This window comes from Achromobacter sp., from assembly GCF_049647645.1.
Taxonomy (GTDB): Bacteria; Pseudomonadota; Gammaproteobacteria; order Burkholderiales; family Burkholderiaceae_B; genus Achromobacter.
Genome location: NZ_JBARYB010000138.1, coordinates 1 through 15,686 on the forward strand (window position 1 = coordinate 1; position 15,686 = coordinate 15,686).

Sequence of the window (15,686 nt, forward strand, 5' to 3'; positions counted from 1 at the left end):
GCCGACTGCGGCAGCTTGGGCGCCAGCTTGCCCGCCTGGCGGCGCGCGCGCAGCGCGGCCAGCCGCTGTTGCGAGGGCTCGGCATCGTCGTCCGCGTCGCGCGGAACAGCCAACTGCACGTCCTTGGGAAAATCCAGCAACACTGGGCCAGGGCGACCCTGACGGGTCAGCTCAAAGGCGCGGGCGACAACAGCGGCCACGTCGTCTACCGCCCGGACCTGGGTGTTCCACTTGGTCACCGAGCGCGAGATGCCGATGGCGTCGCATTCCTGGAAAGCGTCGGTGCCGATGGCCGCCGTCGCGACCTGGCCGCTGATACAGAGCAACGGGATCGAATCGCACATGGCGTCCAGCAGGCCGGAAGTGGTGTTGGCCATGCCGGGGCCGGACGTGACGAAGACCACGCCCGTGCGGCCGGTGCTGCGGGCATAGCCCTCGGCGGCATGCACGGCCGCCTGCTCGTGGCGCACCAGCACGTGGCGCAGGCGCGGCTCGGCGTAGAGGGCGTCGTACAACGGCAGCACCGCGCCCCCGGGATAGCCGAAGACGGTATCCACGCCGTGGGCAATCAGCGTGTCGAGCAGAATTTTCGCCCCGTTGTGAGCGGGGCGTTCAGTGGCGGCAAGCGCGGCGGCGGCGGTGGGATGCAGGCGATCGTTCATGCTATCCATCTTATTCGTAGATCGGAAGAATATTTATCTTCTTTTCCACGAATAACCGCCGGACAGAGTAAATTTATCTTTGATTTCGAGGAATCAAAGAAAATGACCCTGGACAAATTTGATCTCGCCATTTTGAAGGTGCTGCAGGACAACGCGCGCGCCAGCCTGAACGACATCGGCGCGGCCGTGGGCCTGTCGTCCACGCCGTGCTGGAACCGCATCAAGCGCATGGAAAGCGCCGGGGTGATCCGCGGCTATACCGTGGACATCGACCCGGCCAGCCTGGGCTTCATGGACACGGTGATCGTCCACGTCACCCTGGAAAGCCACAGCGAGGAGACGCTGTACGAGTTCGGCCGGGCGCTGGCGCAGATTCCCGAGGTCCTGGAAGCCTTCCTGGTCTCGGGCGACTACGACTATTACATCCGCATCGCCGTGCGCGACACGCGCGACTACGAACGGCTGCTGCGCGAACAGCTCTACCGCATCCCGGGCATCCGACACAGCAAATCCTGCTTCGTGCTGCGCCGGTTGAAGGAAACCAAGTTGCCGCTGACCGGCATGGCGGAATAGGCGCGCCTCAGCGCAGCACGAAGTCCACCGGCTCGGCGGGCTCGGGCAGCGGCCGCACGCCCAGGCCTTCCAGCAGGTCGATCTCGATCACGCGGGCCAGCGCCGACAGCGGCAGGTCGTTCTCATCCGAGCCGAACGGGTCTTCCAGCTCGTCGCCCACCGCATCCAGGCCGAAGAAGGTATAGGCCACGATGGTCACGGCCGCCGGCATCATGTATTCGAGCGTGCCCACCAGGCCGAAGGGCAACAGCAGGCAAAAGAGCCAGGCCGTGCGATGCAGCAGCAGCGAATAGGCGAAGGGCGAGGGTGTGAACTTGATGCGCTCGCAGGCCGCCTGGATGGCGGCGCAGGCGGCCACGCGCTGGGTCAGCGCCTGGTACAGGATGTCGCTCAGTTCGCCGCGCCGCAGGCAGGCCGCCAGGTCGCGGTTGATGGCCATGAGCAGCGCATCGGGCACGTTACGGCAGCCAGCCAGAATCTCGGCCTCGTCCTGCTGCACCCAGGGGCGCGCAGCAGCAGCCATATCTTCCTGCCGCAGCCGCGCCGCCAGCGCGTAGCCGAAGCCGATGCAGCGGCGCACGATGCGTTCCTGTACCGGGTTGGCGGTACTGGCTGCCAACAGCACCGCGCTTTCGCGCGCCAGGCTGCGCGCCTGCACGATCAGTTCGCCCCATTGCTTGCGCGCTTCCCACCAGCGGTCGTAGCAGACGTTGTTGCGAAAGCCCATGAACACGGACAAGGCCAGGCCGAACAGCGAAAACGGCACCGCGGACAAGTGGGCGGGCGAGAACCATTCCTGGTGGTACATCCACACCACCAGGCAGGACAGCGCCGTGATGACCAGGATGCGGCTGAGGATCCGAGGGATGATGGAGCCGCGCAAGACAAAGAACAAAGCCAGCGCGGAAGGACGCGGACGGACAATCATGGTGCGTAACCGGGGAAGGACAGGGCGGCGCACACTATACGCCCATCAAGCTGTCAAAAACGCGCCGATATAATTCTGTTTCGTCTCACCGCCACTTCCACTCATCAATGACCAACGAAGACACTCCGATCAAGCCCTGGTATGCCGTCCGCCGCTCCAAGCTGCACGGCAACGGCGTCTTCGCCGCGCGCAAGATTCCCGCGGGCACGCGCATCGTCGAGTACGGCGGCGAACGCATCAGCGCCAAGGAAGCCGACCGCCGCCATCCGACCAATCCGGACGATCCCTTCCACACTTTCTTCTTCGCGCTCAGCTCCGGCCGCGTGATCGACGGCGGCGACAACGGCAACGACGCCCGCTGGATCAACCATTCCTGCGAACCGAACTGCGAGGCGCAGGAAGGCAAGCACGGCAAGCGCGTCTACATCGTCGCGCTGCAGGACATCCCGCGCGGCACCGAGCTGTCGTACGACTACGGCCTGGTGCTGGACGGCCGCATCACCAAGAAGCTGAAGGAAGGCTACCGCTGCCTCTGCGGCACGCCGCCGTGCCGCGGCACGATGCTGGCGCTGCCGGCCAAAAAGAAGAAGAAAGAAACGGCCGACCAGCCCGAAACCGTCGAAGCGGCCTCCTGATCCTGGCGGGGTCGGACCCCGCCTTGTTCCGAAGACCCCGGGCGCGGCCGGCGTATTCCGGCCCTCCGCTGCGGACAGGCGTACAATCCTCCAGGTCGTTAACACGACATGCAGTACGTCTTCAGGGCGGGGTGCAATTCCCCACCGGCGGTATGCCATGCAATGTGGCGAGCCCGCGAGCGCCCGGCGTCCTTCCAGGACACCGGGGTCAGCAGATCTGGTGAGATGCCAGGGCCGACGGTCATAGTCCGGATGAGAGAAGATGTGCCGGCACAACGGTATACCGGGCGCAACTGCGTCTGGACTGCTGTATTGCGTTCGGCTGTCGAGTAGCCCTGAAACGTTTTTCGCCCCTTTTAACTTGCGAGAGCGTTTCAAATGTCCAACGTTACCCTTACCCCGCAGTCCCCCATCCCCAGCCTGGCTTCGCAGCCCTTCGCCGCTCGTTTGCAGCGCGCCCTGCATCATCTGCGCCTGGGCCGTCCGGTCATCGTCATGGACGACTTCGACCGCGAAAACGAGGCCGATCTGATCGTGGCCGCCGACAAGCTGACCGTGCCCGTCATGGCGCAGCTGATCCGCGACGGCAGCGGCATCGTCTGCCTGTGCCTGCCCGGCGAAACCCTGGACCGGCTGGAACTGCCGCCCATGGTCCAGCGCAACCAGAGCCGCTTTGCCACCGCCTTCACGGTTTCCATCGAGGCGCGCGAAGGCGTCAGCACCGGCGTGTCGGCCGTGGATCGCGTCACCACCATCCGCGCGGCCATTTCGCCCTCCGCGCAAAGCGAAGACATCGTCAGCCCCGGCCACGTGTTTCCGCTGCGGGCCCAACCGGGCGGCGTGCTGACCCGCCGCGGCCACACCGAAGGCTCGGTGGACCTAGCGGTGCTGGCCGGCCTACGTCCGGCCGGCGTGCTGTGCGAACTGATGAATGCCGACGGCACCATGATGCGCGGCGCCGCGCTTGAGCGCTACGCCGCCCAGCACGGGCTGGTGGCGTTGACCATCGCCGAACTGGCCGACCATCTGCAACAGCTGAAGGACGGCCAGGCCGAAGCGATCGACGATGAAGTGCTGGAGATGGCCGCGACGGTCTGATCCTTGCGCAGGCGGCGCCGGAACCGGCGCCGCCCAGTATTTCAGCGCCGTCCCTTGAGCGCCATGGCGACGACCATCGCCGCCAGCGCGCAAGCGCCACCCATTGCATACACCGCGCCATAGCCTTGCTCGCCGGCCAGCCAGCCGGCTGCCGGACTGCTCAGCCCCAAGGCCACGTCCAGGAAGGCCACATACGCTCCCATGGCCGCGCCCCGGCTTGCCGCAGGCACGCGCCGCACGGCCTCGACGCCGAAGGCGGGGAATGCCAGCGAGTAGCCCGCGCCCGTCAGCAGCGCGCCTGCAAAGGCCCAGGCCGGCGTGGCTCCAGTCCAGATCAACCATTGCCCCGCGGCTTCAATCAGCACGCACACGAGCGCCACGCGCGCGCCGCCCAGCTTGTCCGGCAGGCCGGCAAAGAACACGCGGGCCAGGATGAAGCCGGCGCCGAACGCGGTGAACATCCACGCGGCGCCCTCCCAGCCACGCTGCGAGAACAACAGGCTCACGAACGCGGTGATCACGCCGAAGCCGACGCTGGCCAGCGCCAGGCCAGCGCCGGGCAGCAGCACCAAGCCCAGCACTTTGTAAAACGGCGTGCGCACGCCGCCTGCCGCACGCACCCCGCGCAAAGGCAACACCAGCGCCAGAGCCGCCAGCGGAATCAGCGCGGTGGCCCAGGCGATGCCCGCAAAGCCGGTGACGCCGTAGAGCCGCATGCCGGCGGGCGCGCCCAGCGCATAGGCGGCGTAGATCGCCACGCCGACCCAGGCCATCACGCGGCCAGCATTCTGCGGCCCCACGCGCCCCACGCCCCAGCTCAGCGCGCCGGTGACGATGAGGCTTTCGGCGCAGCCCATCAGTGCCCGTCCGGCCAGCAGCGCGGCCAGCGCCGCCTGTGGTTGCGCCGACAGGTCATCCGCCAGGAGATAGAACAGGCCCGCGATGGAGCCCAGCGCGAAGCCGCCCACCACCGCGCGCTTGGCGCCGCGGCGGTCGGCGAGTGAACCCGCATAGGCGCGCGACAGCAAGGCAGCGGCGAACTGCAGGCCCGCCACCACGCCGACGACCAGCGCGCCCAGCGCCAGCGTGCCGTCCACATACAGAGGCAGCACCGGCATGGGCAGGCCGATCATGAAAAACCCGACGAATACCGCCAGCGCCAGCGGCAGCACTTGCGCGAAGACGGAGCGCACGGGCCCCTGGGCCGCGGGCATGGCCCCGGCCGTCGATGAATGCGACATTGAATTTCCTTAAGTGAGAGATGCGCAATCCGGAACCAGTCGGAGTACCGCCGATGGCATAATCGCCGGGTGCGGGCGATGAACCGGATTGCCTGCCGGAAATTTTATGAGCCGTTGCTCATATTCGATACTCGCCTTTCACAGTACCCATGACCGCCATCCCACAGCCCCGGAAATCACCGCGCCAGCTCAGATCCCAGCACACCGTAGAGACGATTCTGCAAGCCACGGCTCGCGTTCTGGCCACCCATGGCTATGCGGGCACCAACACCAACCTGATCGCGGAGACGGCCGGCGTCAGCGTCGGTTCGCTGTACCAGTACTTCCCCAACAAGAACGCCTTGATCGCGGCGCTGCACAACCGCCACGACAACCAGATGCTGGACGTCATCGACGGGGTCCTGGACAGCAATCCCGCGGCCACGTTGCGCGAGCGCGTCGCGGCCATCGTCGAAGCGATGCTGCACGCCCATCTGCTGGAACCCGCGCTGCATCGCGTGCTGGAAAGGGAGTTCCCGCTGTTCGACCTGCCGCACGAGCACAGCCGCGCAGACCAGGATATCCACAGGCGCATGCGCCATCTGCTGGAGCTGCATCGCGCCGAAATCGCGCAGCAGGACCGCGACCTGGCGACCTATGTGGTGTTGCGCATCATGGAGTCGCTGGTGCATGCGGCGGCGCTGGAGCCGCCCGCGGGATTCTCGACGCAGCAGCTGGAGCAGGCGGTGGTCGACGCGGTGATGGGGTACCTGGGCGAACCGGTAGCGGCCACCCGCCAGGCGCCACGGAAGACGGCAAAAACCGTGCGCCGCTAACCGCGAATTTCGGGCCGGCGGCGGTTGGCCCACGCGGATGGCGGCATGCCGCCGATGCTGGACAGCTAGCGGCCCGGAGCCCGGGCCATCTCGGCCAGGCAGTCGGCGGCGCTGCCGGTAATGATGCGGGCGCTGCACGCCAGCATCAGGTTCAGGTTCAAGCCGAAATCTTCGACGGTGTAGCCGTCCGCATCCACCATGCGCGACACGCCGTCGTCGGCCGCGGCGCCCACCGCCACCTGGTCGATCAGCGTGCCGGCCTGGCCGGTGTAGCCCCATACCGGTTTGCCGCAAGCGATGGCATAGCCGACTTCAAAAGCCGTGCCGGAATCGGGCTCGGCGCCGCGGAACGGATTCAGGTTCGCCATCACCATGTCCGCCCGCCGGATCAGCGCGACGTTCTCGCGGTAGATCCATTGCGCCAGCGCCTGGCCCGCGAGGTCCTGCGGCGCTTCGTTGTCCAGCGGGAACAGGCCGTCGAACCCGTAAGTGGCGCACAGCGCCTTCAAGCGTTTGCCGTGCGCCGCCGCATCGGGCAGGAACACGTCGAAACCCGCCAGATATACGCTGCGCATGATGATTACTCCGGATCGGAAACGTTGAAGGCTTCGCCGGTGGCGAAGAAAGAACCGCCAGCCACGTAATGCACCGAGCGGCGCTCGTCGTCGGGAAAATGCCAGCGGTTGCCGGAAAACGCTTCCGGCTCGGCCCATGCAGCCACGACCTCGCCGATGAAGAGGTCATAGGCTTGCTGGTTGTGCGGCTCGGGCACGACACGGCATTCCAGCCAGCCCAGGCAGCCGCTGATGAGCGGCGCGCCGATCTTGCTGGCGGGAAAGGTCGTCAGGCCGCTGGCCAGGAACTTGTCTTCGTCGCGCCCGGAATCGGTGCCCACCCGCAGCGTGGCGCGGGCTTGCGCGCGCGACGGGATGCACAGCGCGAACTCGCCGGACGCTTCGATCAGGCCGCGCGTGTAGGTGTTCTTGTCCACCACCACCAGCATCTTGGGCGGATTGAAATCCAGGGGCATGGCCCAGGCGGCCGCCATGACATTGCGCGCATCGCCGTGCGCGCTGGTCACCAGCACCGTCGGGCCGTGGTTCAGCAGCAGGTAGGCGCGGGACAGGTCTACGGGTTCGATGCTGGACATGCGGCGTTTCCTAGAACATGCCGTTCTTGTTGGCCGGGTTCTCGGGGATTTCCTGGCTCACGTCCCAGTGTTCCACGATCTTGCCGTTGTCCACACGGAAGATGTCCATCACGGCCTGGCCGCGGTCTTCCGGCGAGTCGCGCCACAGGTTGTGGATCAGCACCAGGTCGCCTTCTGCGATCACCCGCTTGATTTCGACGATGGACTGCGGATGCTGCTCGAAATAGGCGGGAAAAAAGTCCACCAGCGGCCCGACGCCATCCTGCATGTAGGGGTTGTGCTGGATGTAGTTCGGACTGACGTACAGGCGCACCGCCTCGTCGATGTCACGGTCCTGGAACATCATGCGGAAGAACGCCACCACGATGTCCTTGTTGGACTGGGGCGCGGCTGCGACGGCCGGCACGGCCGCCAGACAGGACGCGGCAACCAGCAGGCAGAAAGCCAACGATTTCAACTTCATACGCATACAGGGCAGATTCAGGTATCGGAACGCCGGCTGGCGGTGCGCCAGTTTACAAACAAAAACATGGATTCCGGCTTTTGGCCGGAATGAAAAAGGGGCCTCTCGCCGAGGCCCCTTCAGTCCGCCTACAACCGGAATCAATAGCCCACGGTGTAGCGGCGGCGCGAATGCTTGGGCGCTTCGAGCTCGTCGACCAGCGCGATGGCGTAGTCTTCCATCGAGATCCAGCTCTTGCCTTCGTCATCGGCCAGCAGCGTATCGTCACCCAGCCGGAACTTGCCGGTGCGCTCGCCCGGCTCGAACAGCGCCGAGGGCGACAGGAAGGTCCAGTTCAGCACTTTTTCATGGCGCAGCGTATCCAGGAACACCACGCCGGCGCGCGCCTCGGGCTTGTAGGCGTCGGGGAATTCGGGGGTGTCGATCAGCATCTTGCCGGGCGCAACCAGCAGGCTGCCCGCGCCGCCGACCACCAGCAGGCGCGGCACGCCAGCGTCCTTCACCGCGCTCAGAAGCGGCTTGGCGTCCGACGACACGAAGCGCGATGCGCTGATCACGGCGTCGTGGCCGGTCAGCAACGAGGTCAACGCTTCCGGATCGGTGGCGTCGCCCTGTTTGACCGTCAGGCCGGGCTGGGGATTGACGTCGGACAGGTTGCGGGCGATGCCCGTGACCTGGTGGCCGCGCTTGAGCAATTCGTCAGCCACGCGTGAACCCACGCGGCCGGTGATTCCGATCAATGCAACTTTCATGGTCTTGCTCCTTGGGGTAGGGAGCCAGGGCCGCCGCAACTTGCGGCGCTACGCGCTTTGGCTCAGGCAAAGCCATACTATTCGTTCAAATTCGATCAAAAAACCCGTAAAAATGGATGAGTTTTTTGCGTTTTTTGCATCAATAGCCAGGAAACCCAGTTGGAACGGGCCGACGGACCCACCCGTCGGACTCCCGGAACCTGCCCTGCCAGTGTGCTCCCGGCGGCCACGCTTGAACAGGGGCCGCCCCAGGGGCAGAGGCGCTCAGCCAGCGGCGGCGCGCTGCGCCTGGTAGACCTGCAGATGCGCGTAAGCCGTGCGCAGATAGGTCGCGTCCACGCCCAGGGTGCGGGCGCGCCGCACCATGTCGCCGACGATATGATCCGCCTCGACCGGCAGGCCTTGGCTCAGGTCGCGGAACATCGACGCGGTGACGGGCTGGGTACGGTCCGTAATCAGCTTGCGCGCCGACGCATCGGCCTCCGGCCGCACCGCGTGGCCCGAGGCGGCGGCAACGGCTTGCGATTCCTGCAGCAGCCCGCTCATGATGTCGATGCCGTCGTCGGTAGAAGCAATCTGCCCGACCGAGCCGCGCATCAGGCAGGTGGCCGCGGCCAGCGTCGTCAGGAACACGTATTTCTCCCAGATGTCCTGGTAGATGTAGGTGCTCAGGCGGCTGACGTATTCGCCACCGGCCAGGGCCTGTTCCAGCGCTACGCAGCGGTCGCTGCGGGCGGGGCCGGCACGTTCGCCGAAGACGATGTTGGCGTACTTGCCCAGATGAATCACTTCGCCCTCGGGACCGAGGGTGGCGTTGATCTGGCACAGCCCGCCCAGCACCCGGTGCGGCTCGAACTCGCGGTCCAGCACGTCGTACTGCAGCACGCCGTTCATGATGGGCAGCACCGCGGTATCGGGTCCGACCGCGGGGCGGATGGCCTCTATGGCGCTGGCCAGGTCATAGGCCTTGCAGCTCAGCACCACCACGTCGTAGCTGCCTTGCAGGGTCTGCTGCGTGGCCAGTTGCGGCTGCAGCGTCGCGTCGCCCAGCGGGCTCTTGATGCGCAGGCCCTGCTCGCGGATCCGCGCGGCGCGCGGTTCGCGCACCAGGAAGGTCACATCCGCGCCCGCCTGGGCCGCGCGTCCGCCGAAGTAACCGCCGGTGCCGCCGGCGCCCAAGAACAAAATCCGCATGCCTGTCTCTCCTGTAGGCTGCCCGCCGTCTGCGCGGGCTCATGGCGGAATTATGCGCCTTGCGGGGGTAGCGGGTGCTCGTGTTCCTGCCACGCCTGGTACCCGCCGCGCAGGGCCCAGGTCTTGGGATAGCCGGCGGCGCGCAGCCGCGAGGCCAGCAGCGCGGCCGAAACTTCGTTGGGGCAGGCGCAGTACACGACGATGTCGGATTCCAGCGCCCCGGCATCCAGCCGGGGCAAGGGCGCCTTCAGGTCCACGGCGATCGCGCCGGGAATGCGCTGCTCTTCGCGCAGCGCTTCGGGACGCACGTCGAAAACCAGCGCGTTGCGGCCGTCCTGACGCCACTGCATCAACTCGTCCACCGACAGGCGCGGAATCACGCGCAAGCTGCGCAGCAGGATGCGGCGCCGCAGGAAGCGCGCCAGGATGTACAGCGCCAGCACCGACGCCAGCACGCCCAGTCCCATGGCGCCATAGGTACCCAGGATTTCCAGGAAGTCGTTCACCACGTTGTGGAACAAGCCGCCCAGCAGCAGGGCCGACCCCGACCAGATCAGCGAACCCACCAGGTCATACCCCAGGAAGCGGCGATAGGGCGTGCCCGTCAGACCCGCCATGACGGTGGACAGCGCGCCCGCGCCCGGCAGGAACTTGCACACCAGCAGCGCGCGCACGCCGATGCGCAGGTACAGGCGCTGCGTCTGCCGGATGCAGGAATCCTGCGACAGCGACATCTTGCAGATCACGCCCAATAGACGCGAACCATAGCGCTGCCCGGCCGCGTACCAGAGGCTGTCGGCCAGCAGGCAGGCGACCGTGGCGGCCAGCCAGGGCGTAAGCCAGCCGCCCGCACCGCCCAGCGCGCCGGCGGCGATCAGCATGGGATAGGCGGGCACCGGCAGGCCGGCCTGCTCGACCAGCACGTTGGCGAACACCAGCCACCCGCCGTACTGTTCCAGCAGCAGTTGTATATCTTGCATGGGGTCTTCCAGCTTGCCGCGCACGCGCGCGGTTCATGTGGGTGATTTTAGGCTCGTGGACCGCCGAGCGGCGCGCCTGCTGCTGCAACGGGCCGTTCCATGCCTCGAATTTCATCGAGCCTGGACTGCGGCATTCAAATCGCCGCGCATTCAGCCCATCTCGCTGGCAGGGAGTCGTGATCGACGAGCCAGCGGTTGATGCCCGGATCGATCCAGTCCAGGACCTCCTGGATATCGTCGTGAATATCCTTCACCGAAGGCGCTACCCACAGCAACGGTTCATGGTGCATGACTCGGTTTCGCAAGTCGCGAATGCGGTTCAGGGACGAACTGATCGGGCCGCGCTGACGCTTGGCTTTGGGACAGGTGGGAAAGGCCAGGAGGAGACGCCCCCATAACGTGCGCCCATGTTGGGCATTGAACAGCCGCGTCCAAGATCCGAAAGTCAACTCGGCAACAATCTTATCGGTGGTGACGCGTTCCCGGCGTCGTTGAATCTTGACCCCTGCGTCGCCCACCGCCCTTTGCAACCACTCGAACTCAGGGGAGGGCAAACCATTCCACCAGTCGACACTTCCCATCGACCTGCTCAAGCTTCGATGGATGGCGTTTCGAAGGACTATCTCCATCGTCTGCAAGGCAGGCATCAGCGCCTGCGCCAACAGGACATTGTGATCGTAGGCAACGGCCGCCCGTAACACGTCTCCGCCATAGCTGTTCAGGTAGCGCCCCATTCGAGGGGCGGAGAACACCGTTTCACGCAGTTTCCATTCCATTGGTCCTATTTCGCCTTTCAAGAAGGGCACTCCTGCACGCGCCGCCGAAAACTTGGTTGAAAGCCATGCTCAAAAACGCTACAGTCGGCACGCTGCCCTAGAAAAGCCACTCCCAGATGTGAATGCTGGTGATGCAACTAGGTCCGAACGATGGCCCCACCCCGGTGGGGCCTCCCTATTTGAGCAACCGGTTCATCAAATCGGCCCGTGGCGCCCGCCTATCCTCAGACTGGCCCGCACCTGCCCGTTCTGTTTGCTGCGCACCAATACGCGGACCAAATTCAAGTCTCAATGATGCAGCGTCCGCAGGACCGGCGATCCGTGCCCAGGTGAAATTCAGACACACTGAACTTCGACCTGACACGCGGTCTGTCCACCCCTTGAAACGCCACGCACCGCTCTGGTGCCACCAATCCCCGCCAGGGTGCCTATAATCCTGCCCGGCCATCAGGTTTCCCCGACTTGTCGCGGGAATGCCCCATGGCATACAAATTGCTTCGCCAGGACTGGCTGCGAACCCGACCATTCGGAGGGGTGCGCCTCCTGGCGCTCCCGTCCGATGACCGATCCCAAGCCCTCGTTTCCGTACGCTAGCCCCGGCACGCCTGCCGGCGGCCGACGTATGGAACCGGGCCGCGGCTGTGTGCGCGCCTCAGCAGCGCGCGGGCCCGCGCCGAGCGCGCATCGCCTTCAATCCCCATCCCTTTCCTTCCCTGCGCAGGAGTCACCCGCATGAAAGCCTTTTCCACCCCGTCCGTCGCCGGCATCGCCCGCCGCGGCCTGCTCAAGCTGGCTGCCGCCGCTGCCGGCGCGCTGCTGTTCTCGGGCGTCGCCCAGGCCCAGGCGCCCGCCAAGACCAAGGTCGCCGCCATCTATACGGTGCCGGTCGAACAGCAATGGGTGTCGCGCATCCACAAGGCGCTGGTCGCGGCCCGCGACCGCGGCGAGATCGAATACACGTTCTCGGAAAACGTCACCAACGCCGACTACGAACGCGTGATGCGCCAGTACGCCGAGCAAGGCAACAAGCTGGTGGTGGGCGAGGCCTTCGCGGTGGAAGCCGCGGCCCGGAAGGTGGCCAAGGACTATCCGCAGACCGCCTTCCTGATGGGTTCCTCCGGCAAGCCGCAACAGCCCAACTTCTCGGTGTTCGACAACTACATCCAGGAACCCGCCTACCTGACCGGCATGATCGCCGGCGGCATGAGCAAGACCGGCAAGATCGGCCTGGTGGGCGGCTACCCCATCCCCGAAGTGAACCGCCTGATGCATGCCTTCATCGAAGGTGCCAAGGAAGTGAACCCGCAAGCCGAATTCACCGTGACTTTCATCGGTTCCTGGTTCGATCCCCCGAAGGCCAAGGAAGCCGCCTTCGCCATGATCGACAAGGGCGCGGACGTGCTCTACGCCGAGCGCTTCGGCGTGTCGGATGCCGCCAAGGAACGCGGCAAGCTGGCCATCGGCAACGTGATCGACACGCAGCAGCAGTATCCCGAAACCGTGGTCGCCTCGGCGCTGTGGAGCATGGAGCCCACCATCGACGAAGCGCTCAAGCAGGTCCGCGCCGGCACGTTCAAGGCGGATGACTACGGCCAGTACTCGCTGATGAAGCACAAGGGCTCGTCGCTGGCGCCGCTGGGCACCTTCGAAGGCAAGATCCCCGCCGACCTGATGGCCAAGGTGCAGGCCAAGCAGAAGGCCATCCTGGACGGCGGCTTCACCGTCAAGGTCAACGACAAAGAACCCAAGTCCTCGGCACGATGAAACCAGCGCCTCTCGCCCTGCAGCTGACGGGGATCACCAAACGTTTTGGCAGCCTCACGGCCAACGACGACATATCGCTCACGCTGCGCCAGGGCGAAGTGTTGGCCTTGCTGGGCGAGAACGGCGCCGGCAAATCGACCCTGGTGTCGATCCTGTTCGGCCATTACCTGGCCGACGCCGGCAACATCGAAGTCTTTGGCCAACCCTTGCCCGCCGGCCGGCCCGACGCCGCGCTGGCGGCCGGGGTCGGCATGGTGCACCAGCACTTCACGCTGGCCGACAACCTGACCGTGCTGGACAACATCATGGTCGGCACGGAATCGCTGTGGAAGCTGGCGTCGGGCCGCGGCAAGGCGCGCCAGCGCCTGGTTGAACTCGGCCAGCGCTTCGGCCTGGGCGTGGATCCGGACGCGCGCGTCGGCACGCTGTCGGTCGGCGAGAAGCAGCGGGTCGAAATCCTGAAGGCGCTGTACCGTGGCGCGCGCGTCCTGATCCTGGACGAACCCACCGCCGTACTCACGCCGCAGGAAGTGCAGGACCTGTTCGCCACGCTGCGCGGCTTTGTCGACGAAGGCCTGGCGGTGATCTTCATCTCGCACAAGCTGGACGAAGTGATGGCGGTGTCGGGCCGCGTGGCGGTGCTGCGCCAGGGCAAGCTGGTGGCCGAGCGCGAAACCGCCAGCACCAGCCCGGCCGAACTGGCCGAGCTGATGGTGGGCCGCAAGGTCGTCATGCCGCACGCCGAAGCCGTGGCCGCCGCCGAGCAGGCCGCGCCCGTGGTGACCTTATCGCAAGTAACGGTGCGCGATGGCCGCGATGGCGCGCCGCGCCTGGACAGCCTGGACCTGGTGGTCCACAAGCATGAGATCGTGGCGATCGCGGGCGTGGCCGGCAACGGCCAGCAGGCGCTGGTATCGGTGCTGACCGGCCTGCGCCAGCCCTCCGACGGCACCATCCGTCTGGGCCCCGAGCATGCAGCCGCCCCCACGACGCCGGCCGGCTGGACCGCGGCCCACGTCGGCCGCATCCCGGAAGACCGCCATGGCGAGGGCGTGATCGGCGACAGCCCCTTGTGGGAAAACGCCATCGTCGAAGACTTGAAGGACCGGCGTTTCGCGCGCTGGGGCCTGGTCCGCGCGCGCGCCGGCAAAGCGTACGCGCAGGCCCTGGCCAAGCAGTTCGACGTGCGCGCCGCGTCGCTCGACGTGCGCACGCGCAGCCTGTCCGGCGGCAATATGCAGAAGCTGATCCTGGGCCGCACGCTGGCGCGGGAACCGCGCTTCATCGTAGCCGACCAGCCTACCTGGGGCCTGGACATCGGCGCCGTCGCCTACGTGCGCGAGCAGCTGCTGGCGGCGCGCACGCGCGGCGCGGGCGTCTTGCTGGTGTCGGAAGACCTGGAAGAGATCTTCGCGCTGGCCGACCGCATCGCCGTGCTGTGCGGCGGCAAGCTGATCGCCGTGAAGCCGGTGTCCGAATGGACGCCCGCCACGGTCGGCCTGGCCATGACGGGCACGCAGGGATGACAACCCGCTCCCTTCCGCGCGACTCCACCCCCTACCGAGCATTACTCGCATGAAACTGATCCTGGAACGCCGTCCGGAGCCCAGCCGCCTGGCGCTGGCCCTGGCGCCCTTCGCAGCCATTGCCTTCACGCTGGCGGTCTGCACCCTGCTGGTGGCCTGGGCCGGCGCCCCCGTGGGCCGCACCTACGCCTTGCTGTTTGATGGCGCGTTCGGCTCCCGCTTCGCGCTGTCCGAAACGCTGACCCGCGCCACGCCGTTGATGCTCACCGGCCTGGCCTGCGCGGTGGCGTTCCGGGCGCGCTTCTACAACATCGGCGCCGAAGGCCAGCTGTACCTGGGCGCGCTCGCGGCGGTGGCGGTGGGCGGCCTGCATGACGGCACCGGCTTCGACCTGCCGGTGCCTGCGCTCTTCGCCGGGATGATGCTGGCGGCGGCCCTGGCCGGCGCCTTGCTGCTGCTGATTCCCGCCATCCTCAAGACCCGCCTGGGCGTGGACGAAGTGGTGACCACGCTGCTGGGCAACTTCATCGTGCTGCTGTTCGTGTCGATGATGCTGGACGGCCCCATGAAGGACCCCATGGCCATGGGCTGGCCGCAGTCGGTGGCGCTGAACGGCGACCTGGAACTCGGCAAGCTGATCGAGCGCACCCGCGCCCACACCGGCCTGCTGTGGGCCGCCGGCCTGGCGCTGGGGTTGTGGCTGCTGAACCGCTACACCGTATTCGGCTTCCAGATGCGCGCGGTCGGCGCCAACGCGCACGCTTCGCGCTTCCTGGGCCTGCCGGTGAACCGCGTGATGCTGGGCACCGCCATGCTGTCCGGCGCGCTGGCCGGGCTGGCGGGCGCGATCGAAGTGGCGGGCCGCACCGGCTACGTCACGCTCGACATGTCGCCCGGCTATGGCTACACCGGCGTGGTGGTGGCCATGCTGGCCGGCCTGCACCCGCTGGGCGTGATCCTGGCCAGCCTGTTCGTGGCCGGCATGCTGGTGGGCGCGGACAGCATGAGCCGCGCCATCGCGGTGCCGAACTACATCGCCGACGTCATCGTCGCCACATCGTTGCTCGCCATGCTGGTCGCGACGCTATTCGCGCAGTACCGCCTGCGCCGCAACCGGGCCTGAGGAACG

General features: G+C 66.6%; 17 protein-coding genes and 1 riboswitch. Of the genes, 7 read left to right on the forward strand and 10 right to left on the reverse strand.

Annotated features, from left to right (window positions below; genetic code table 11):
- A partial coding sequence (locus WBB14_RS16380) for a thiamine pyrophosphate-binding protein (protein WP_424240778.1) occupies positions 1–671 on the reverse strand: 671 nt, incomplete at its 3' end.
- Between the two features lie 93 nt (positions 672–764).
- On the opposite strand from WBB14_RS16380, the gene WBB14_RS16385 reads away from it, so the two are divergent.
- Positions 765–1,235, forward strand: a complete 471-nt coding sequence (locus WBB14_RS16385) for an Lrp/AsnC family transcriptional regulator (RefSeq protein WP_424240779.1) — start codon at positions 765–767, stop codon at positions 1,233–1,235.
- A gap of 7 nt (positions 1,236–1,242) precedes the next feature.
- On the opposite strand, the gene WBB14_RS16390 is transcribed toward WBB14_RS16385, so the two are convergent.
- Positions 1,243–2,163: a bestrophin family protein gene (locus WBB14_RS16390; RefSeq protein ID WP_424240780.1), complete on the reverse strand. Its 921-nt coding sequence runs from the start codon at positions 2,161–2,163 to the stop codon at positions 1,243–1,245.
- 107 nt (positions 2,164–2,270) lie between these two features.
- Here WBB14_RS16390 and WBB14_RS16395 point away from each other — a divergent pair, with 107 nt between their 5' ends.
- Positions 2,271–2,798, forward strand: coding sequence for an SET domain-containing protein (locus WBB14_RS16395; protein ID WP_424240781.1), 528 nt, complete (start codon positions 2,271–2,273; stop codon positions 2,796–2,798).
- A 113-nt stretch (positions 2,799–2,911) separates the two neighbouring features.
- Positions 2,912–3,066: riboswitch (FMN riboswitch) on the forward strand.
- A gap of 110 nt (positions 3,067–3,176) precedes the next feature.
- A complete protein-coding gene (gene ribB, locus WBB14_RS16400) occupies positions 3,177–3,896 on the forward strand; it encodes a 3,4-dihydroxy-2-butanone-4-phosphate synthase (RefSeq protein ID WP_424240782.1) in 720 nt (239 codons plus the stop codon).
- Positions 3,897–3,937: 41 nt separating this feature from the next.
- Here the strand turns inward: ribB and WBB14_RS16405 are convergent, their stop codons facing one another.
- A complete protein-coding gene (locus tag WBB14_RS16405) occupies positions 3,938–5,137 on the reverse strand; it encodes an arabinose transporter (protein ID WP_424240783.1) in 1,200 nt (399 codons plus the stop codon).
- 149 nt (positions 5,138–5,286) lie between these two features.
- Here WBB14_RS16405 and WBB14_RS16410 point away from each other — a divergent pair, with 149 nt between their 5' ends.
- Positions 5,287–5,952: a TetR/AcrR family transcriptional regulator gene (locus WBB14_RS16410; protein ID WP_424240784.1), complete on the forward strand. Its 666-nt coding sequence runs from the start codon at positions 5,287–5,289 to the stop codon at positions 5,950–5,952.
- A 65-nt stretch (positions 5,953–6,017) separates the two neighbouring features.
- Here WBB14_RS16410 and WBB14_RS16415 read toward each other — a convergent pair whose 3' ends face one another.
- The 7 genes from WBB14_RS16415 to WBB14_RS16445 all read right to left on the reverse strand — a co-directional run bounded on the left by WBB14_RS16415 (position 6,018) and on the right by WBB14_RS16445 (position 11,267).
- Entirely contained in the window at positions 6,018–6,527 is a 510-nt protein-coding gene (locus WBB14_RS16415; RefSeq protein WP_424240785.1) for a nucleoside 2-deoxyribosyltransferase, read from the reverse strand.
- 5 nt (positions 6,528–6,532) lie between these two features.
- The gene (locus tag WBB14_RS16420; RefSeq protein ID WP_424240786.1) at positions 6,533–7,102 is read right to left on the reverse strand and encodes a flavin reductase family protein; all 570 of its coding nucleotides are present in this window, start codon (positions 7,100–7,102) and stop codon (positions 6,533–6,535) included.
- Between the two features lie 10 nt (positions 7,103–7,112).
- Positions 7,113–7,571, reverse strand: a complete 459-nt coding sequence (locus WBB14_RS16425) for a nuclear transport factor 2 family protein (RefSeq protein WP_424240787.1) — start codon at positions 7,569–7,571, stop codon at positions 7,113–7,115.
- 134 nt (positions 7,572–7,705) lie between these two features.
- Entirely contained in the window at positions 7,706–8,317 is a 612-nt protein-coding gene (locus tag WBB14_RS16430; RefSeq protein WP_424240788.1) for an NAD(P)-dependent oxidoreductase, read from the reverse strand.
- 264 nt (positions 8,318–8,581) lie between these two features.
- The gene (gene panE / locus WBB14_RS16435) at positions 8,582–9,511 is read right to left on the reverse strand and encodes a 2-dehydropantoate 2-reductase (RefSeq protein ID WP_424240789.1); all 930 of its coding nucleotides are present in this window, start codon (positions 9,509–9,511) and stop codon (positions 8,582–8,584) included.
- A 50-nt stretch (positions 9,512–9,561) separates the two neighbouring features.
- Positions 9,562–10,491: a DedA family protein/thiosulfate sulfurtransferase GlpE gene (locus WBB14_RS16440; RefSeq protein ID WP_424240790.1), complete on the reverse strand. Its 930-nt coding sequence runs from the start codon at positions 10,489–10,491 to the stop codon at positions 9,562–9,564.
- A gap of 134 nt (positions 10,492–10,625) precedes the next feature.
- The gene (locus tag WBB14_RS16445) at positions 10,626–11,267 is read right to left on the reverse strand and encodes a hypothetical protein (RefSeq protein WP_424240791.1); all 642 of its coding nucleotides are present in this window, start codon (positions 11,265–11,267) and stop codon (positions 10,626–10,628) included.
- Positions 11,268–11,999: 732 nt separating this feature from the next.
- On the opposite strand from WBB14_RS16445, the gene WBB14_RS16450 reads away from it, so the two are divergent.
- Genes WBB14_RS16450 through WBB14_RS16460 form a run of 3 tightly spaced genes read left to right on the forward strand, consistent with a single transcriptional unit; the run spans position 12,000 to position 15,680 of the window.
- Positions 12,000–13,031, forward strand: a complete 1,032-nt coding sequence (locus tag WBB14_RS16450; RefSeq protein WP_424240792.1) for a BMP family protein — start codon at positions 12,000–12,002, stop codon at positions 13,029–13,031.
- Positions 13,028–14,557, forward strand: a complete 1,530-nt coding sequence (locus WBB14_RS16455) for an ABC transporter ATP-binding protein (RefSeq protein WP_424240793.1) — start codon at positions 13,028–13,030, stop codon at positions 14,555–14,557. The genes WBB14_RS16450 and WBB14_RS16455 overlap by 4 nt, the downstream gene beginning before the upstream one ends.
- 49 nt (positions 14,558–14,606) lie before the next feature.
- Entirely contained in the window at positions 14,607–15,680 is a 1,074-nt protein-coding gene (locus tag WBB14_RS16460; RefSeq protein ID WP_424240794.1) for an ABC transporter permease, read from the forward strand.
- Positions 15,681–15,686 lie beyond the last annotated feature (6 nt).

What these genes read in the sequence shown, in the direction of transcription:
- WBB14_RS16385 (WP_424240779.1), top strand. Translation starts at nt 765, where the DNA reads ATGACCCTGGACAAATTTGATCTCGCCATTTTGAAGGTGCTGCAGGAC.
- WBB14_RS16390 (WP_424240780.1), bottom strand. Translation starts at nt 2,163, where the DNA reads ATGATTGTCCGTCCGCGTCCTTCCGCGCTGGCTTTGTTCTTTGTCTTG.
- WBB14_RS16395 (WP_424240781.1), top strand. Translation starts at nt 2,271, where the DNA reads ATGACCAACGAAGACACTCCGATCAAGCCCTGGTATGCCGTCCGCCGC.
- ribB (WP_424240782.1), top strand. Translation starts at nt 3,177, where the DNA reads ATGTCCAACGTTACCCTTACCCCGCAGTCCCCCATCCCCAGCCTGGCT.
- WBB14_RS16405 (WP_424240783.1), bottom strand. Translation starts at nt 5,137, where the DNA reads ATGTCGCATTCATCGACGGCCGGGGCCATGCCCGCGGCCCAGGGGCCC.
- WBB14_RS16410 (WP_424240784.1), top strand. Translation starts at nt 5,287, where the DNA reads ATGACCGCCATCCCACAGCCCCGGAAATCACCGCGCCAGCTCAGATCC.
- WBB14_RS16415 (WP_424240785.1), bottom strand. Translation starts at nt 6,527, where the DNA reads ATGCGCAGCGTATATCTGGCGGGTTTCGACGTGTTCCTGCCCGATGCG.
- WBB14_RS16420 (WP_424240786.1), bottom strand. Translation starts at nt 7,102, where the DNA reads ATGTCCAGCATCGAACCCGTAGACCTGTCCCGCGCCTACCTGCTGCTG.
- WBB14_RS16425 (WP_424240787.1), bottom strand. Translation starts at nt 7,571, where the DNA reads ATGCGTATGAAGTTGAAATCGTTGGCTTTCTGCCTGCTGGTTGCCGCG.
- WBB14_RS16430 (WP_424240788.1), bottom strand. Translation starts at nt 8,317, where the DNA reads ATGAAAGTTGCATTGATCGGAATCACCGGCCGCGTGGGTTCACGCGTG.
- panE (WP_424240789.1), bottom strand. Translation starts at nt 9,511, where the DNA reads ATGCGGATTTTGTTCTTGGGCGCCGGCGGCACCGGCGGTTACTTCGGC.
- WBB14_RS16440 (WP_424240790.1), bottom strand. Translation starts at nt 10,491, where the DNA reads ATGCAAGATATACAACTGCTGCTGGAACAGTACGGCGGGTGGCTGGTG.
- WBB14_RS16445 (WP_424240791.1), bottom strand. Translation starts at nt 11,267, where the DNA reads ATGGAATGGAAACTGCGTGAAACGGTGTTCTCCGCCCCTCGAATGGGG.
- WBB14_RS16450 (WP_424240792.1), top strand. Translation starts at nt 12,000, where the DNA reads ATGAAAGCCTTTTCCACCCCGTCCGTCGCCGGCATCGCCCGCCGCGGC.
- WBB14_RS16455 (WP_424240793.1), top strand. Translation starts at nt 13,028, where the DNA reads ATGAAACCAGCGCCTCTCGCCCTGCAGCTGACGGGGATCACCAAACGT.
- WBB14_RS16460 (WP_424240794.1), top strand. Translation starts at nt 14,607, where the DNA reads ATGAAACTGATCCTGGAACGCCGTCCGGAGCCCAGCCGCCTGGCGCTG.